14 protein-coding genes are annotated in these 15,779 nt (G+C 73.0%); 6 read left to right on the top strand and 8 right to left on the bottom strand.

From position 1 onward, the window contains the following. Positions 1–904 (bottom strand): ABC transporter permease (locus IH26_RS0149345; protein ID WP_245666039.1); only part of this gene is annotated, 904 nt, incomplete at its 3' end. Positions 905–995: 91 nt separating this feature from the next. Beyond that, positions 996–2,051 carry a sugar ABC transporter substrate-binding protein gene (locus IH26_RS0149340; RefSeq protein WP_030443260.1) on the bottom strand — a complete coding sequence of 352 codons (1,056 nt, stop codon included), beginning with the start codon at positions 2,049–2,051 and terminating at the stop codon, positions 996–998. A gap of 229 nt (positions 2,052–2,280) precedes the next feature. Here IH26_RS0149340 and IH26_RS0149335 point away from each other — a divergent pair, with 229 nt between their 5' ends. Together IH26_RS0149335 and IH26_RS0149330 are read left to right on the top strand one after the other, a co-directional pair. Beyond that, positions 2,281–3,333, top strand: a complete 1,053-nt coding sequence (locus IH26_RS0149335) for a LacI family DNA-binding transcriptional regulator (RefSeq protein ID WP_245666038.1) — start codon at positions 2,281–2,283, stop codon at positions 3,331–3,333. A gap of 204 nt (positions 3,334–3,537) precedes the next feature. Further along, the gene (locus tag IH26_RS0149330; protein WP_245666037.1) at positions 3,538–6,570 is read left to right on the top strand and encodes a PAS domain S-box protein; all 3,033 of its coding nucleotides are present in this window, start codon (positions 3,538–3,540) and stop codon (positions 6,568–6,570) included. Between the two features lie 161 nt (positions 6,571–6,731). Here IH26_RS0149330 and IH26_RS0149325 read toward each other — a convergent pair whose 3' ends face one another. Together IH26_RS0149325 and IH26_RS0149320 are read right to left on the bottom strand one after the other, a co-directional pair. Continuing rightward, entirely contained in the window at positions 6,732–7,619 is an 888-nt protein-coding gene (locus IH26_RS0149325; protein ID WP_030443257.1) for a M48 family metalloprotease, read from the bottom strand. Further along, complete coding sequence (locus IH26_RS0149320) at positions 7,616–7,996, bottom strand: BlaI/MecI/CopY family transcriptional regulator (RefSeq protein WP_030443256.1); 381 nt, start codon at positions 7,994–7,996, stop codon at positions 7,616–7,618. The genes IH26_RS0149325 and IH26_RS0149320 overlap by 4 nt, the downstream gene beginning before the upstream one ends. A gap of 256 nt (positions 7,997–8,252) precedes the next feature. Here IH26_RS0149320 and IH26_RS0149315 point away from each other — a divergent pair, with 256 nt between their 5' ends. Next, entirely contained in the window at positions 8,253–9,161 is a 909-nt protein-coding gene (locus IH26_RS0149315; protein ID WP_051809946.1) for an EamA family transporter, read from the top strand. A 245-nt stretch (positions 9,162–9,406) separates the two neighbouring features. Continuing rightward, the gene (locus IH26_RS0149310) at positions 9,407–9,742 is read left to right on the top strand and encodes a hypothetical protein (RefSeq protein WP_030443254.1); all 336 of its coding nucleotides are present in this window, start codon (positions 9,407–9,409) and stop codon (positions 9,740–9,742) included. Between the two features lie 298 nt (positions 9,743–10,040). On the opposite strand, the gene IH26_RS0149305 is transcribed toward IH26_RS0149310, so the two are convergent. After that, positions 10,041–10,904 carry a hypothetical protein gene (locus IH26_RS0149305; protein ID WP_030443253.1) on the bottom strand — a complete coding sequence of 288 codons (864 nt, stop codon included), beginning with the start codon at positions 10,902–10,904 and terminating at the stop codon, positions 10,041–10,043. A gap of 82 nt (positions 10,905–10,986) precedes the next feature. Next, on the bottom strand, positions 10,987–12,444 hold the full coding sequence (locus IH26_RS0149300; protein ID WP_051809944.1) for an MFS transporter: 1,458 nt from the start codon (positions 12,442–12,444) through the stop codon (positions 10,987–10,989). Positions 12,445–12,536: 92 nt separating this feature from the next. Here IH26_RS0149300 and IH26_RS54980 point away from each other — a divergent pair, with 92 nt between their 5' ends. Both IH26_RS54980 and IH26_RS54975 read left to right on the top strand, forming a co-directional pair. Beyond that, a complete protein-coding gene (locus tag IH26_RS54980; RefSeq protein WP_051809942.1) occupies positions 12,537–13,010 on the top strand; it encodes a CGNR zinc finger domain-containing protein in 474 nt (157 codons plus the stop codon). Between the two features lie 120 nt (positions 13,011–13,130). Beyond that, a complete protein-coding gene (locus IH26_RS54975; protein ID WP_034217881.1) occupies positions 13,131–13,442 on the top strand; it encodes a hypothetical protein in 312 nt (103 codons plus the stop codon). Here IH26_RS54975 and IH26_RS0149285 read toward each other — a convergent pair. Beyond that, positions 13,430–14,746, bottom strand: a complete 1,317-nt coding sequence (locus IH26_RS0149285) for a 6-phospho-beta-glucosidase (protein WP_030443249.1) — start codon at positions 14,744–14,746, stop codon at positions 13,430–13,432. The two genes, IH26_RS54975 and IH26_RS0149285, sit on opposite strands and share 13 nt — an antisense overlap. Beyond that, positions 14,739–15,755, bottom strand: a complete 1,017-nt coding sequence (locus tag IH26_RS0149280; RefSeq protein ID WP_030443248.1) for a carbohydrate kinase family protein — start codon at positions 15,753–15,755, stop codon at positions 14,739–14,741. The genes IH26_RS0149285 and IH26_RS0149280 overlap by 8 nt, the downstream gene beginning before the upstream one ends. Between the last annotated feature and the right edge of the window lie 24 nt (positions 15,756–15,779).

Here is a 15,779-nt window from a genome sequence, read left to right as displayed (position 1 = left end):
GCAGGCCGATCGCGAAGCCCTGCCAGACCACCTCCACGCCGGCCAGCTGCAGGCCGTTGCGGAAGACACCGACGATCAGCGCACCGATCAGGGTGCCGAGCACGCCGCCCCGGCCGCCGAACAGGCTGGCGCCGCCGAGCACCACCGCGGTGATCGAGTCCAGGTTGTAGTCGGTGCCCACATTGGGGCTGGCCGACGCCAACCGGCCGATGAGGATCCACGCGCCCACGGCGTAGAGCAGCCCCGCCACCGTGTAGACGGACAGCAGCACGCGGTTCGTCCGGATGCCGGCCAGCCGGGCGGCCTCCACGTCGTCGCCGGTCGCGTACACATGCTTGCCCCACGCGGTCATCCGCAGGGCATAGAAGAAGTACGCGAACAGCAACAGCATGATGATCGACCCGTACGTGAGCCGGAACCCGCCGATCGGGATGGTCGTCCCGGTCCAGGTCATCAGGCTCGGCATGTCCGACCCGCGGACGGTCTCGCTGTTGCTGACCACCGAGTTGAGCGAGAAGAAGATGGTCAGCGTGCCGAGCGTGACGATGAACGGCGGCAGCTTGATCCGGGTGACCAGCGTGCCGTTGATCGCGCCCATCGCCGTGCCGCAGGCCAGCCCCAGGATCAGCGCCAGGTACCCAGGCATCCCCATCTTGGTGCAGAAGTTCGCCATCAGGATCGAGGAGAAGACTGCGACCGCGCCGGCCGACAGGTCGATGCCGGCGGTCAGGATCACCAGGGTCTGGCCGAGGGCCAGCACCGCGATGACCGTCACCTGGGCGAGCACGAGCGAGAGGTTGGGCGCCGCGATGAACCGCTGGTTCACCACGCTGAAGGCGACGATCGCCAGGATGAGGACGGCGAGCGGCCCGAGGGTCGGGTTGGCGTGCAACAGGTGCTGCACACGCAGCCCGAGCGAGTCATGGCGGCGGACGTCGAAGTCGGCGTCCGTGGTGTGCCGGCCCGCCCGCGGCGGACGAGTCGATGGTCATCGGTCAGCCCCAGCAGTTCTGCTTGCCCCAGGACGAGTCCTTGGCGTCGACGCCGGTCTGCGGCTGGTCGGTGATCAGCTGGACGCCGGTGTCGACGAAGTCCTTGCCGCCGGTGGCGGTGGGCTTGGTGCCGTCCTTGGCGAACTTGGCGATCGACTCGACGCCGAGCGAGGCCATCTTGAGGGGGAACTGCATCGAGGTGGCCCCGATGACGCCCTTGGCCACGTTGTCGACGCCCGGGCAGCCGCCGTCGATCGAGACGATCGTGACGGTCTTGTCCTTGCCGGCCGACTTCAGCGCCTGGTACGCCCCGGCCGCGGCCGGCTCGTTGATCGTGTAGACCAGATTGATCGTCGGGTCCTTCTGCAGCAGGTTCTCCATCGCCGTACGCCCGCCGTCCTCGGCGCCGTTCGTGACGTCGTGCCCGGCGATCCGCGGGTCGGACTCGTCGCCGATCTTGGTGTTGTCCTTGACGTCGATACCGAAGCCCTCGAGGAAGCCCTGGTCGCGCTTGACGTCGACGGAGACCCCGTTGGCGTTCAGGTCCAGCATCGCGATCTTCGCCTGCTTGTTCTCCTTGGCGAACTTCGCCTTCGCCCACTCGCCGATCAGCTTGCCGGCCTGGTAGTTGTCGGTGGCGAAGGTCGCGTCCACCGCGTTGGCCGGGTCGGTGGGCGTGTCCAGCGCGATGACCAGCAGGCCGGCCTGGCGCGCCTTGTCGATCGAGGGCACGATCGCCTTCGAGTCGCTCGGGGTGATCAGGAAGCCCTTGGCGCCCGCGGAGATCAGGTTCTCGATCGCCTGCACCTGGGCCTCGTTGTCGCCGTCCTGCTTGCCGGCGAAGGTCTGCAGGTCGACGCCCTGCTGGGCGGCCGCCTGCTGGGCGCCCTCCTTCATCTTGACGAAGAACGGGTTCGTGTCGGTCTTGGTGATCAGGCCGACGATCGGCTTGCCGCCGCTACCGGAGCCGCTGCCCGACCCCGATCCGCCGCAGGCCGCCGCGGCCAGGGTGAGGGCAAGGACGGCGCCGGTGGCGAGGCGGCCTCTGAAAGTGGTCATGTATGGCACGGATGACTCCTCCGGACGTCTTCAACGTGGCGAGACAACGTTGTCTGGCAGTAGACGTGACCGTTTCACTGTTGTCAACACCACATCTCACAGGCGTGACTGAGCGGCAACTTCAACAGCACCGGTCATCGTCCGGCAAGACTCGGTCAAAGACATCGTTGTCTCAGTCGAGCGTCACCGCTACTCTGCCACCAGACCGGGCCGGCAGCTGGGAGATGACGTGGGACGGACCGCGAGGCCGACGATGAACGACGTCGCCCGGGCCGCGGGCGTGAGCCTGAAGACGGTGTCCCGGGTGGTCAACGGCGAGGTCACCGTCAACCCCGTGCTGGCCGCCCAGGTGCAGCAGGCCATCGAGGCGCTGCACTACCGGCACGACATCGGCGCCAGCACGCTACGCCGCAGCGACCGCCGGACCGAGACGATCGCCCTGCTGCTGGAGGACGTCGGCAACCCGTTCTCGGCCGCCCTGCACCGCAGCGTGGAGGACGAGGCCCGGGCCCGCGGCGTCCAGGTGCTCACCGGCAGCCTCGACGAGGACCCGCAACGCGAGCGGGAACTCGTACGGGCGTTCACCATGCGCCGCGCCGACGGCATGATCATCGCGCCGGTGACCGACGACCAGAGCTTCCTCAGCACCGAGATGCACGACGACAACCCGGTCGTCTTCGTGGACCGGCCGGGACACGGCATCCCGGCCGACGCCGTGCTGGCCACCAACGTGCTCGGCGCGACCGAGGCGACCCGCCACCTGGTCGCCCACGGCCACCGCCGGATCGCCTACCTGGGCGACTACATCCGGATCTCGACCGCACGCCAGCGCCACCAGGGCTACCTGGCCGCCCTGGCCGAGGCCGGCCTCGAGCCGGAGCCCGGCCTGGTGACCCACGACCTGCACACCGCGGCGCTGGCGGAGAGCGCGGTGATGGCCCTGTTCCACCGGCCGCAGCCGCCCACCGCGCTGTTCACCAGCCAGAACCTCGTCACCATCGGCACCGTCCGGGCGCTGCGCCGGCTGCAACTGCACCGCACGGTGGCGCTGGTCGGCTTTGACGACTTCCCCCTGGCCGACCTGCTGGAGCCGGCCGTGACCGTGGTCGCCCAGGACCCGGCGACGATGGGCCGGACGGCCGCGCGGGCCCTGTTCCGCCGCATCGACGGCGACCCGAGCCCGCCCCAGGAGCACTGGATCCCGACCACCATGATCCGCCGCGGCTCCGGCGAACTCCCGCCGAGCCCCAGCCTCGCCGCCGGCCGGCCGACCCGGCTCTGACCCGTCCCGGCCTCGCGGGCGGGCGGCCGACCCGGCTCTGACCCGTCCCGGCCTCGCGGGGGCCGGCCGACCCGGCTCTGACCCGTCCCGGCCTCGCGGGGGCCCGCCGACCCGACTTTGACCCGTACCGCCGGTGTTTTGCTCTAGCCTGGATCGTATTGACCCTATTGCCAGGCTGGTTCGGCCGGCGGGACAGGGGTTCCGATGGCGGTGGTTCTGGTCACCTCACTGTTCGCGTTGATCTTGTCATGGGTGTCGTGGCGATATCTGCGGCGGCGTGATCCGCTGCTTCGTGACGTGATGTGGATGTTCGCGTCGGTCGCCATGCTGTTCGTGCTGAGCGTGATCAGCCTGTACGTGGGGAAGCCACCGGACTGGGTCCTGGTGACCGCCATCGCCCTGTTGCTGGCCAAGCCGTTGTTCACGTTGCGGTTGGTGAGCCGGCTGCGGCCGCTGCGCCGGCTCTGGTGGCCGGTGGCGTCGGCGGCGTGGGCGCTGAGCACGTTTCCGGTCCTGGCCTGGACGGGCCGGCCGGCGCCGCACTCGGTGGTCTGGCCGGCGGTGGCGGTGTTCTTCGTCGTGGAGGGCGGCGCGGCGTGGCTGCTGGCCACCGAGGCGCGCCGGCGCGGCGGAGCGGCGCGGGTCCGGCTGTGGTGCGCCGCGGCCGGCACCTGGCTGTTCGGGGCCGCGCTGCTGATCTCCGCCACCGGCCGGGTGGTCGAGTCGCGGGTGCTCGCCGTCGTCTCCGGCGTCCTCTATCTGGCGGCGTTCGTGCCACCGGGCCGGTTGTGCCGGATGTGGTCGAAGGGCGCCACCCACGCGGTGCTGCGCCGGCTGCTGGCGGTGCCGGCCGACGAGACCGCCGGTATCTGGCAGTGCTACTGCCACGAAGCCTCGGCGGTGCTCGGCGCGGACGCCGTGGTGGTGCTGATGCCGGCCATGGGACACAGCGTGCAACTGGCCGGCAGCGCCGGCGCGCCGCCGGACGCGGCGGAGTGCTCGGCGCCGGAGCTGGCCGAGGTGCTGGCCGCCGGCGACACCATCGACGCGCTGGCGGGGTGGACCCGGCCGCCCGCGGTGGCGGTGCGGTTCGCCGAGGCCACCGGCACCCGGTTCGTGACCGTGGCGCCGGTGCCCGCGCCGGACGCCCCGGGCGCACTGCTCCTGCTCTATCGCTACCGCACGCTGTTCGCCGAGGACGACGTCGCGGCCTTCACCGAGCTGGCCGGGCACGCCGCGGCCCTGGCCGGCCGCGCACAGACCCTGGCCGAGCGGGAGAGCCTCGCCCTGATCGTGGACTCCTCCCACGACGCGATCATCGGCAAGACCCTCGACGGCCGGATCACCAGCTGGAACACCGGCGCGCAGCAGCTGTACGGCTACCGGCCCGAGGAGGTCATCGGCCGGCACGCGTCCCTGCTGTTCCCGCCCGGGCAGGAGGACACCGAGAACCAGTTGATGCGGGACGGCCACCCCGCCGAGCGCAGCGAGCAGTACCGGGTGCAGCGGCTGCGCAAGGACGGCACGGTGATCACGGTGTCGCTGACGCTGTCCCCGATCACCGACGCGGACGGCCGGGTCACCGGGCTGGCGTCGATCTCGCGGGACGTCAGCGAACGCCAGCGCGCCGAGGCGATGTTCGAGGGGCTGCTGGAGGCCGCGCCCGACGCGATCATCGGCGTCACCCAGGACGGCACCATCACGCTGATCAACGCGCAGGCCGAGCGGCTGTTCGGCTACCCCCGCGACGAACTGCTCGGCCGGTCGGTCGACGTCCTCGTCCCCGAGCGGCTGCGCCCGGGCCACGTCCACCGCCGGGACGGCTACTTCGCCCGTCCGCGGAACCGGCCGATGGGCGCCGGGGCGGCGCTGGCCGCCGTACGCAAGGACGGCACCGAGTTCCCCGCCGAGATCAGCCTGTCCTGGCTGAACACCGACCGGGGCACGATCGTGACCACCGCCATCCGCGACGTCACCGACCGGCTGGTCGCCCAGGCCGAGCGGGAACGGCTGATCGCCCAGGCCGAACGCGACGCCAGCGAACGCCGCCTGCAACACGCCCGCCGCCTGGAGAGCCTCGGCGAGCTGGCCGGCGGCGTGGCCCACGACTTCAACAACATCCTCGCGGTGATCAGCAACTACACGGCGATGGTCCTCGAGACGCTGGACGGCCCGTTCCCGGAGGCCGACCTGGCCGAGGTACGCAACGATCTCGGGCAGGTCAGCCGGGCCGCCGAACGGGCCGCCCGGCTCACCAAGCAGCTGCTGGCGTTCGGCCGGCGCGACATCACCCAGTCCGCCGTGCTCAGCCTCAACCACGTCATCGGCGACGTCGAGCAGATGCTGCGCCGCTCCCTCGGCGAGCACATCCACCTCATCACCAGCCTCGACAAGCAGGTGTGGCCGGTCTACGCCGACGCCAGCCAGCTCGAGCAGATCCTGGTGAACCTCGCCGTCAACGCCCGCGACGCGATGCCGGGCGGGGGCACCCTGTCGATCGACACCAGCAACACCGAACTGGCCGCCGAGGACGTCAGCGGCACCGCCCTGGAACCGGGCCGGTTCGTGCGGATGCGGGTCAGCGACACCGGCAGCGGCATGCCGCCCGAGGTGATCGAACGCGCCTTCGAGCCGTTCTACACGACCAAGCCCAAGGGCTCGGGCACCGGCCTTGGGCTGGCCACCGTGTACGGCATCGCGACCGCCGCGGGCGGCGACGTACGCCTGTACTCCGAGGCCGGGATCGGCACCACCGTCACCGTCATCCTGCCCGCCGTGGACGCCCCCACCAGCGCCGACCCGGCCGCCGCCGCCGGCCCGCCCGCCGAATCCGCCGCCGGCACCCCGGGCGAGACCATCCTGATGGTCGAGGACGAGGACGACCTGCGCGAGATCACCGCCCGCATCCTCAGCCGGGCCGGCTACCAGGTCCTGTCCGCCGCCGGCGGCACCCAGGCCATCCAGCTGGCCCAGACCCACCCCGGCCCGATCCACCTGCTGCTCACCGACGTGATCATGCCGAAGATGATGGGCAACGACGTCGCCGCCCGGGTCAAGCGGCACCGCCCGGACATCCCGGTGCTCTACATGTCCGGCTACGCCGAACCCGTCCTCACCGAGAACGGCACCCTGCCCGACGGCGTCACCCTGATCGAGAAACCCTTCACCAGCCAGGAACTGCTCGACCGGGTCCGCGCCTTCCTGCACCCGGGCAACCTCGTGAGCCGGCGCTCCTAGGGTCTGTGTCGAAGTGGGGGCCGGAGCGAGGCGAGGTCCAGGTGTCGTCTGGGTGTGCGCCGCGGGCGCCCGAATACCGGGGTTGTATTCGGGTGTTCGCGGCGTGCGGCCAGGCGGCGGCTGGGCCACGCCGCAGCCCGTCTCCCACTTCGACACAGACCCTAGATCTGCCAGGCCCGCAGGACGGCCAGGAAGTTGACTGTCGCCGTCGCCTCCAGCAGCAGCGCCGCGACCGCCACCCCGGCCAGCAGCGGCATCTGCCAGCGGGCCGCACCCGGCGGCGGGCCCTGCAACGCCCGGACCCGCCGGACGATCACCCCGCCGTGCACGCCCAGCGCCGGCGCCGGCGCCCGGTGGCCGGCCGTGGCCAGCGCGGCCCGGGCCACCGCCCGGGCCACCAGCTCGCGGTCGCCCATGCCGCTCGCGGCCTCCTCGTCGGCCCAGCGCTCGACCAGGTAGGTCACCGCCTCCCGGGCCGGCCGCAGCAGCGGGTTGATCGCCGCCGCCCCTCCCACCAGCAGCATCGCGCGATGGTGGTGGTGTGCCAGGTGGGCCCGCTCGTGCGCGAGCACCGCCCGCCGCTCGTCGGCGTCGAGCAGGCGAAGCATGCCGGTGGTCAGCAGGATCTCGCCGGGCCGCCCGGGCACCGCGACGGCGAGCGGCTCGGACCAGTCGGCCACCACCAGACCCCCGGCCGACGGCCCGGCGTTGCGCAGCCGGCGCGCCATGGTCCGGCGCAGGTGCATGTCCCGTTCGAGGCGGACCATCGCGACGGCCAGCAGCACCGCCGCGATCACCGCCACCGCATCCGGCACCGGCTCGGGCAGGCGCATGCCGAGCCGGCCGTCCAGCGCCGCCATCGCCGGCAGGTCGTCGAACAGGGTCAGGGTGAGCAGCAGCAGCGACCAGATCGTCGCGGCCGCCGTCAGCACCGCCGCCGCGACCAGGGCCGGGACGGCGGCACCCGGCCGGGCCCGGTCGGCGGCGTACCGGGCGGCCAGTGCCACCAGCACCGGCAGCACCAGCGGCAGGTACACGGCAAGGGTCATGTCTCGCGCTCCTCGAGCACGGCCCGCAGCGTCTCGGCGTCGTCCTCGCCCAGCGTGGCGGCGAACTGCTGCAGCACCGCCCGCCGGTCCGGCCGCTCGTCGAGGGCGGCCCGCATCCGGGTCGCCGCCAGCGCCGCCGCGTCCTGGGCCGGCCAGTAGACGTGCCCGCGCCCCCGGTCCGCCGGCCCGCGCCGGACCAGCTCCTTCTCCAGCAGCCGGCTCAGGATGGTCTGCACGGTGTTGTACGCCAGGCCGCTGCCCAGCGCCGCCTGCACCCCCGCCGGGGTGAGCGGCTCCGCGGCCGACCACAGCGCGGTCATCACCTCGGACTCGAGCTCGCCGCGAGCCCGCCGGCGCCCGGCCTCGTCCTCGGTCATCCCACACTCCAGTTCACCAGCGACCTGCCGGAAGGTAAGGCTATCCACCCTCGTCCCGGCATGCGGTCACCCCCACCGTCGCAGGGAGCGCCGCCGGATACCATCGCCCGATGCGCCGAACCGTCATCACGCCGCCGCTCTCCTGAGCGGGACGGCCTCCCACCGCGCCGGTCACCCCGGCGCGCGTTGACGCGTATCCGGCTGTTCCCGCTTCCGCGACCGACCGACCCTTCGTCGCAGGAGCGAATTTCCCGACATGTCCGTCATTGCTGCGCACGATGCGCCAAAGATCAAGACCGACCTCCGCTACCTCGTCATCGCCGGCACCCTGTGGGGCACCGGCGGCCTGACCGGCAGCCTCCTCGCCCGCCACACCGGCCTCGCCGCCCCCGCCGTCGCCACCTGCCGCCTCGGCGTCGGCGGCCTGCTGCTCGTCCTGTTCTTGCTGCTCAGCCGCCGTCCCCTCCCCCGCACCCGGCAAGCCTGGCGTCGCGTCCTGATCCTGGGCGCGCTGGCCGCCGAGTTCCAGGCCACCTACTTCGCCGCCGTCGGGCGCGTCTCCGTCAGCCTGGCCACGCTGCTGACCATCGGCGCGTCACCCCTGCTGGTACTCGGCGCCGAGACCGCCACCGGCCGTCGGCGGCGCACGCCCCGGACGCTGGTGCCCGTGCTGCTCGCGCTGACCGGCCTGACCCTGCTCGTCGGCGTACCGCAAGGGCAGCGTGACCTGCCCACCCTGCTCTCCGGCGCGGGTTTCGCCCTGCTCGCCGCCGCCGGCTTCGCCACCCTGACGCTGGTCGGCAGCCGCCCGGTCGAGGGCCTCGACGATCTCGCCGGCACCGGCCTCGGCTTCACCTTCGGCGCCGTCCTGCTCGTTCCGCTCGCGACCGCCGCCGGCGGTCTGACCTTCACCCCGAGCGGGTCCGGGCTGGGACTTCTGCTTCTGCTCGGGGTCGGACCAACCGCGCTTGCGTACGCCGCGTACTTCCGCGGTCTGCGAACCGCGCAACCGGCGACGGCCGCCCTGATGGCCCTGCTGGAACCGCTGGTCGGCACCGCCTTGTCCGTCGTGGTCCTCGATGATCGGCTGGCCCTCGCGGGCTGGGCCGGCGCCGCCCTGCTGATCGTCGCGCTGGTCCTGGAGAGCCGCCGCACCCTGGGCTGACCGGCGCGGCCCGGTTTCCTGGCGGGCGCCGCCCTGCTGATCGTCACGCCGATCCTGGAGAGCCGCCGCACCCCCGGTTGACCGACGCGGCCCGATTTCCTGGGCCGGCGCCGTTCTGCTGATCCTGGAGAGCCGCCGCGCGCCGGCTGGCCGGCCCGGTTCATCCGGAGCGGGTGAGGCGGCGGGCGCCCGCCGGACGGGAGGGTGGAGGACGTGTGCGGGGGACCGGCTCGAAGGGAAGAACGATGGGAAAACGGGAGATCGAACTGCGCGACGCGGTGGCCGGCGCCCTGGCCTCCGCCCGGATCAGCGGCGGCCAGTTCCGCGCCCTCATGCCGGTCTACGGCACCCGGCTCGGCGTGGCCCTGCGGGTGATGCGCGGCGAGCAGATCCGCCGGCGACGGCGCACGCTCGCCATGGCCGCGATCGTCGCCACGATCAGCGGCGCCGCGGCCGCCGTCGCGATCGAGCGGGTCTTCATCCACGGCGCGTCGTCGTCGGAGCCCGCGCCCGAGCCGGCCACCGATGCGGCCGCCGAGCCGCTCAACACCAGGCAGGAGGCGGCCTTCACCAACCAGTAGCGGCCACTCCATCACCGTCGTCGCCGGCCGGGCTCCACGCCCGGCCGGCCTCCGCGCGCCCACCTCCGCGCGCCCACCTCCGCGCCAGCCGGCCCCCGCGCGCCCAGCCGGCCCACCTCCGCGCGCCCGGCCCACCTCCGCGCGCCCGGCCCACCTCCGCGCGCCCAGCCCACCTCCGCGCGCCCAGCCCACCTCCGCGAGCCCGGCCCACCTCCGCGAGCCCGGCCCACCTCCGCGCGTCTGGCCGGCCTTTGCCCGCGCGATGTCGTCGGGCCGGTCTCTGCCCGGCCCGATTCCGTCAAGCCGGGTAGGGGCTGGGCGGATATGTGCCGGTCCCGGGATCGGCGTTCGGGTCCGGCTGGGCGGCCAGGAAGCCCATCAGCGCGGCGTCCAGCGCCCGCACGATCTCGTCGACCCGGGGGCTCAGCATCGTCCAGTCCCGCCCGGCCGCCAGGGCCTGGCTCTCCTGGTCGACGGCGGTGACCAGGTCCTGGATCATCGCGCTGACCTGCCCGGCCGACGCCCGGTGGTAGTCGTCGCCGGCGCTCCCGGCCAGCGGGTCCCACCGTGACGACATCTCGGTCAGATCGGCCCGCACCGGCGGCCAGGCGAGCGCCCGTTCCGCGGCGTCGCGCGTGCTGAGCGCCGCCGGCAGCCGGGTCGCGATCAGGTCGCGGCCGCCGGCGGCCAGCTGAGCCGCCTCGTCCTGCCACGCGGCCGCCCGCCGGCTGCGGTTGACCAGCAGCACGGCGATCGCGATCACGAGCCCCACCAGCAGAATGATCAGCAGCCAGCCGAGGGTCCCGATCCCGCTGGTCGTGTCGGTGACAGCCGCCGCCTCGGACGGTTTCGCAGCCGGCGTGGTCGCCTCAGTGGTCGGCTCGGTCGTCCGGGCCGCCTCCGTCGTCCGGGTCGGCTCGGTCGTCCGGGCCGCCTCCGTCGTCCGTGTTGCCTCGGTCGTGCGTGTTGCCTCGGTCGTGCGAGTCGCCTCGGCCGTCCGGGTCGGTTGGGCCGTGTCGCGGTTCAGGGTGCGTTCGACCGACGGCGCCGTCGACGGCAACGCGATGCCGCCCCCGTCACCCCCGCAAGCCGCGAGCCCGGCCAGCGCCCCGGCCACGGCGACGGCCACCACGAGCGGCCGGGCATATGCGAACAGTCCCATCCGACGTCCCTCCTCGCCGAAAGTGTCGGGGACCAACCGGGACAAGGCATCACTCCAGACGGATGATGAGGGACCGCGCGCCTCACCCCGCCCGCACCGCCACGACCTCCTCCCGAGCGGCCCGAACCGGCGCGACCGGGCGGCGCCGCAGCACCACGGCGGCGACCACCGCGGCCACCAGCACCACGATCGCGGCGGCCACCGCCATCACCGCGAACGCCGTCCCATAGGCCGCGATCGCCTGGTCACGGACCGGCAGCCCGACCGCCTCGGCCAGCCCCGGGCCGGGCATCCCCCGCCGGTAGACGGCCACCACCAGCGATCCCAGTACGGCGATCCCCAGCGCCCCGCCCAGCTCGCACCCGGTCTCGGTGACCGCCGCCGCCATTCCCGCCCGGGCCGGCCGCACCGTCGACACGACCAGCTCGGTGGACAGGATGTACGCGGGGGCCAACCCGATCGAGTAGAGCACCATCCCGGCCACCACGGCCGGCAGCCCGCCCGCGGCGAGGACGGCGAACCCCACCGCCATGGTCGCCAGGCCCAGCGCGATCACCCGGCCGGCCGGGACGTACCGGGTCAGGGCCGGTCCCAGGAACGAGGCGCCGAGGTAGGCGAGCACCGACGGCAGCGTCCACAGCCCGGCGTGCAGCGGCGACAGCCCGACGACCAGTTGCAGATACTGCGCGATCGCGAGCTGGCTGCCGTAGAGGACGAAGTACGCCAGCGCGTTGCCGCCCACCGCGGCCGAGACCCGCGGATCGCGGAACAGGGCGAGGTCTAGCAGCGGCTGCGGGATCCGGCGCTCACGGTGGAGGAACGCCACGAACAGCACGGCGGCGAGAGCCATCGCGAGCAGCGGCCGGGCCTGCCATCCGGAGGCGGCGAGGCGCTTCACCCCGTACCCGAAAAGCAGTAGGGAAGTGAGGCTGAGCAGGGCGCCGGCCGTGTCGAAGCGGGTGGCCGACCGGTCGCGCGACTCGGGCAGCAGGACCGGGCCGAGCAGGATCGGCAGCACCGCGACCGGCACCGCGAGCAGGAAGACCGACCCCCACCGGAAATGCTCGAGCAGGACGCCGCCGACCAGCGGGGACGCGATCCCGCCGAGCGAGAAGCCGGCGCTCCAGACGGCGAGGGCGATCCCCCGCCGGCGGGGCTCGGGAAACATCACCCGGATCAGTGCGAGGGTGGACGGCATCAGCGACGCGCCGGACAGGCCCATCAGCACCCGGGCCGCGATCAGCCACGCGGGCGTGGTGGCGAACGCGGCCAGCAGCGACGCCAGCCCGAACGCCGCCCCGGCGAGCAGCAGCAACCGGCGGCGGCCGATCCGGTCGCCGAGGACGCCCATCGCGATCAGCGCGCCGCCGACCACGAACACGTAACTGTCCATGATCCAGAGCAGTTGGACGCTGCTCGGATGCAGGGCACGGGTGAGCTGCGGCGCGGCCAGGTTGAGCACCTCGGCGTCCAGCGAGACCAGCAAGCAGGGCAGGCACAGCACGGCCAGGCCGGCCCAGCTCCTCGCCTCGGCGCGCATCTCTCCTCCTCGCTGTCACGCAATCAGGTCGTTCATGACGTTACGCTCCAGGCGCAACGCGAACAACCCGGCTAATGCGTTACGCTGGCGGGGTGGCGACACGGATCGCGGAGATGCCGTTGCCGGAGCTGGTCGGCTTCGTCAACGAGTGGGGCACGCTCCCTCGCGCCCTCGACCGGCGCCCGCCCAGCGACGACCGCGCCCGGGTGGCGCTGGCCGACGAGCTGCACGCGGTGTTCGCGGCGACCGCCCGCGCCGAGCGGGCCGCGCTGGTGACCGCGCTGCTCGACCGCACCCGGGTCCGCCCGGCGCTGACCGAGCGGGAGGGTGAGCTGGTCGAGGAGTGGACGGTCGACGACCCGGCCCAGCGGGAGCGGGCGGCCGCGGCCCTGGCCCTGCGCCACCACCTGGCCGAGCATCCGGGCCGCATCGGCGTCTGCGCGGACGACCAGTGCGCCGACGTGTATGTCGACGCGTCCCCGGCCGGCCGGCGCCGCTTCTGCTGCCTGACCTGCCAGAACAGGGCGCGAGCGGCGGCCTTCCGCCGCCGCGCCCGCTCCGGCTGACCGAATTCGGGCGAGCGCGAACAGCCATCGGCCGCCGTAGCCGATCGAGCTCATGCCGACGTGGATGGTGGCGCGCGGGGCCGCCGGACCCGAGTAGCGCGGGGCTGGTTCGATGGGGCAATGAGTCCGTTCGAAGTGACTTTGCTGGTCATCGCCACGATCGGCGCGGTCGCGGCCGCCGCCGGGGCCTGGTTTCAGGAGCGGCGCAGCTCGGCCGCCCAGCTGACGGCCGTCCGGCAACGGCTCGACCTGGTGATGGACCACCTCGGCATCGCCGCTCCGGAGGAGACAGAGGTCGCCCGGCATCTGGCCGACGGCCGGACGATCGAGGCCGTCCGCGCCTACCGCAAGCACACCGGCGCGAGCCTGCTCGAGGCCAAGCAGGCGGTGGACCGGATCGCGGCGAAGAACCCGCCCGCTCAGCGCAGGTAGTCGAGCTCGGGCAACTGTCGCTGATACTCGGCGACCAGCCGGCGCGCGATCGGCACCGAATCGACCAATGGGTGGCACGCCATCGCCCGCACCGCCACCGCCCGCGACCCGGTCGACGCCGCCTCGAGCATCCCGCGTTCGACCGCTTTGACCCGCCGCACCAGGTCGACCCCGTGCGCCGGAATCGTCGCCCCCGGATACGGATGCGCCCCCGACCCGTCGACCCGGCAGGGCACCTCCACCACCGCGTCGTCGTCCAAAAAGGCGATCGTCCCCCGATTGCGCACATTCAGAATCAGTTCCGCCGGCGTATCCGTGGCGATGGCCGTCATCAATTCCAGAGCCACCGTCTCATATCCGCCGCCCTCCGCGTCATCCCGCTCCCCGAGCCCCTCGAGCGCCATGTACGTCGCATCCCGCTGCCGCAACGTCCCCGTCCACGTCGCCAACGGATCGGTTGCCCGAGCTAGCTCGGCATAGCACTCGTCCTGTTGCCGGAGCAGAAACTCGCCACGCGTCTCGGCGGCGCTCAACTCCGCCCGTACCAGCGAAGGGGTTTCGTAGTAATAATGCAGGTATTCGTTGGGCACGGCCCCCAGCGCGCGCAGTTTCTCCGCCCCGAAAAGGCGGCCCTCCTCAAACGACGAAAGACCCTCGTCGGAGGCCAGCAAGCGGGGAAGCAGATCAACCCCATTCGCGTGTACGCCGGACAGCCACCCCAAATGATTGAGTCCCGCGTAGTCGAGCCGCCCCGACGAGACCCCCAGCGCCCGCAGGACCCGCCGCCCGAGCCCCGACGGCGAATCGCAAATGCCGATGACCCGCTCCCCCAGATGCGCCGCCATCGCCTCGGTGACCAGCCCGGCCGGATTCGTGAAGTTGATGACCCACGCCCGCGGCGCCACGAGCGCTATCCGGCGGGCGATCGCGTCGGCGACCGGCAGGGTCCGCAGACCGTACGCGATTCCGCCGGCCCCCACCGTTTCCTGCCCGAGCACGCCCTCGTTCAGCGCCACCCGCTCGTCGATGACCCGGCCGGCGAGCCCGTGCACCCGGATGGCGCTGAACACGAAGTCGGCCCCGGTCAATGCCTCGGTCAGATCCGTCGTGACGAGAACCTCGGGCGCGACGCCGCCGCCGGCCTGCGCGGCGAGCACCCGCGAAATGGCCGCCAGCCGAGCCGCGGAGACGTCGTGGAGAACGACCGACGAGATCGGGCTGCCCGGCCCGAGCAGCTGCCCGTGGACGAGCGGAACCCGGAATCCCCCACCCCCGAGGATGGTGAGCCGCCGCCCCTCAGCCATGGTCCTGCGCATCGGAGAGCCGCGCGATCGTGGCCGTCGCCCGGCGCACGGTGCGCTGCTCGCCGCTCGGGATCACGTCGTCGAGGAACGCATACCCCGGGTCCGCCGACAGCCGCCGCCAGTCGGCGATGTCGCCCCAGCCCGGCGCCGACAGCGATCCGCCGAAGTGCTGCACCGACAGCGACGCGATCAGGTTGGCGAAGGCGAGCCGCTGCCCGAGCGGCCACCCCTCGAGCGTGCCCAGGATGAACCCGGCCATGAAGACGTCGCCCGCCCCGGTCGGGTCGAGCGCCGCCACCGGCACGGCCGGCGCGTGCACCAGCTCGCCGGTGGCCGAGTCGATCGCGATCGCGCCGTCCGACCCGCAGGTCACCACCACGACCGGGACCAGCCCGGCGAGCCGGCCGGCCGCCTCCTCCGGAGAGGACGCCCGGGTGTAGCGCATGGCCTCGACCGCGTTCGGCAGGAACGCGTGGCAGTCGGACAGCATCGCGAGGGCCTCGGCCGGCCACTCGTCGGTGTCGTCCCAGCCGACGTCGGCGAAGACCAGCGTCCCCGACTCGCGGGCCCGCCGCACCCAGGGCAACTCGTCCTTGCTGAGGCTCACCGACGCGGCCCGGGCCGCCGGCAGCGCCCCGACCAGCCCGGACGCGTTCAGCGGCGGCGGATGCGAGTGGGTGACCATGCTGCGGTCCCGGTCGTACGCCAGCGACACGGTCACCGGCGAATGCCCGTCGATCCGCGTCGACGCGGACAGGTCGATCTTCTCCTGGTCGCACAGCGTCTGCGCGCAGAAATCCCCATACGCATCCGTGGCCAGCGCCGTCCCCAACCCGGTCCGCAAGCCGAGCCGCGCCGCCGCGACGGCCAGGTTGGCCACGCCGCCGGGGCACGACCCGAGCCCGGTCGCCCACACCTCGGTGCCCGGGCGCGGCAGATCGCGCAGCCCGGTGAAGATGATGTCGAGGTAGACGACACCGGGCACGAACAGGTCCAGGGTCGGTGCCATGCAGGGATCCTATTTCGGGGGTAC

The sequence above is a fragment of the Actinoplanes subtropicus genome (assembly GCF_000721705.1).
Lineage (GTDB): Bacteria > Actinomycetota > Actinomycetes > Mycobacteriales > Micromonosporaceae > Actinoplanes > Actinoplanes subtropicus.
The sequence above is the reverse complement of the archived record's forward strand: the minus strand, read 5'-3'. Positions and strand labels throughout refer to the sequence as shown.

Coding starts and splice junctions, on each gene's coding strand:
- IH26_RS0149340 (WP_030443260.1), bottom strand. CDS start 2,051: ATGACCACTTTCAGAGGCCGCCTCGCCACCGGCGCCGTCCTTGCCCTC.
- IH26_RS0149330 (WP_245666037.1), top strand. CDS start 3,538: ATGGCGGTGGTTCTGGTCACCTCACTGTTCGCGTTGATCTTGTCATGG.
- IH26_RS0149325 (WP_030443257.1), bottom strand. CDS start 7,619: ATGACCCTTGCCGTGTACCTGCCGCTGGTGCTGCCGGTGCTGGTGGCA.
- IH26_RS0149320 (WP_030443256.1), bottom strand. CDS start 7,996: ATGACCGAGGACGAGGCCGGGCGCCGGCGGGCTCGCGGCGAGCTCGAG.
- IH26_RS0149315 (WP_051809946.1), top strand. CDS start 8,253: ATGTCCGTCATTGCTGCGCACGATGCGCCAAAGATCAAGACCGACCTC.
- IH26_RS0149310 (WP_030443254.1), top strand. CDS start 9,407: ATGGGAAAACGGGAGATCGAACTGCGCGACGCGGTGGCCGGCGCCCTG.
- IH26_RS0149305 (WP_030443253.1), bottom strand. CDS start 10,904: ATGGGACTGTTCGCATATGCCCGGCCGCTCGTGGTGGCCGTCGCCGTG.
- IH26_RS0149300 (WP_051809944.1), bottom strand. CDS start 12,444: ATGCGCGCCGAGGCGAGGAGCTGGGCCGGCCTGGCCGTGCTGTGCCTG.
- IH26_RS54975 (WP_034217881.1), top strand. CDS start 13,131: ATGAGTCCGTTCGAAGTGACTTTGCTGGTCATCGCCACGATCGGCGCG.
- IH26_RS0149285 (WP_030443249.1), bottom strand. CDS start 14,746: ATGGCTGAGGGGCGGCGGCTCACCATCCTCGGGGGTGGGGGATTCCGG.
- IH26_RS0149280 (WP_030443248.1), bottom strand. CDS start 15,755: ATGGCACCGACCCTGGACCTGTTCGTGCCCGGTGTCGTCTACCTCGAC.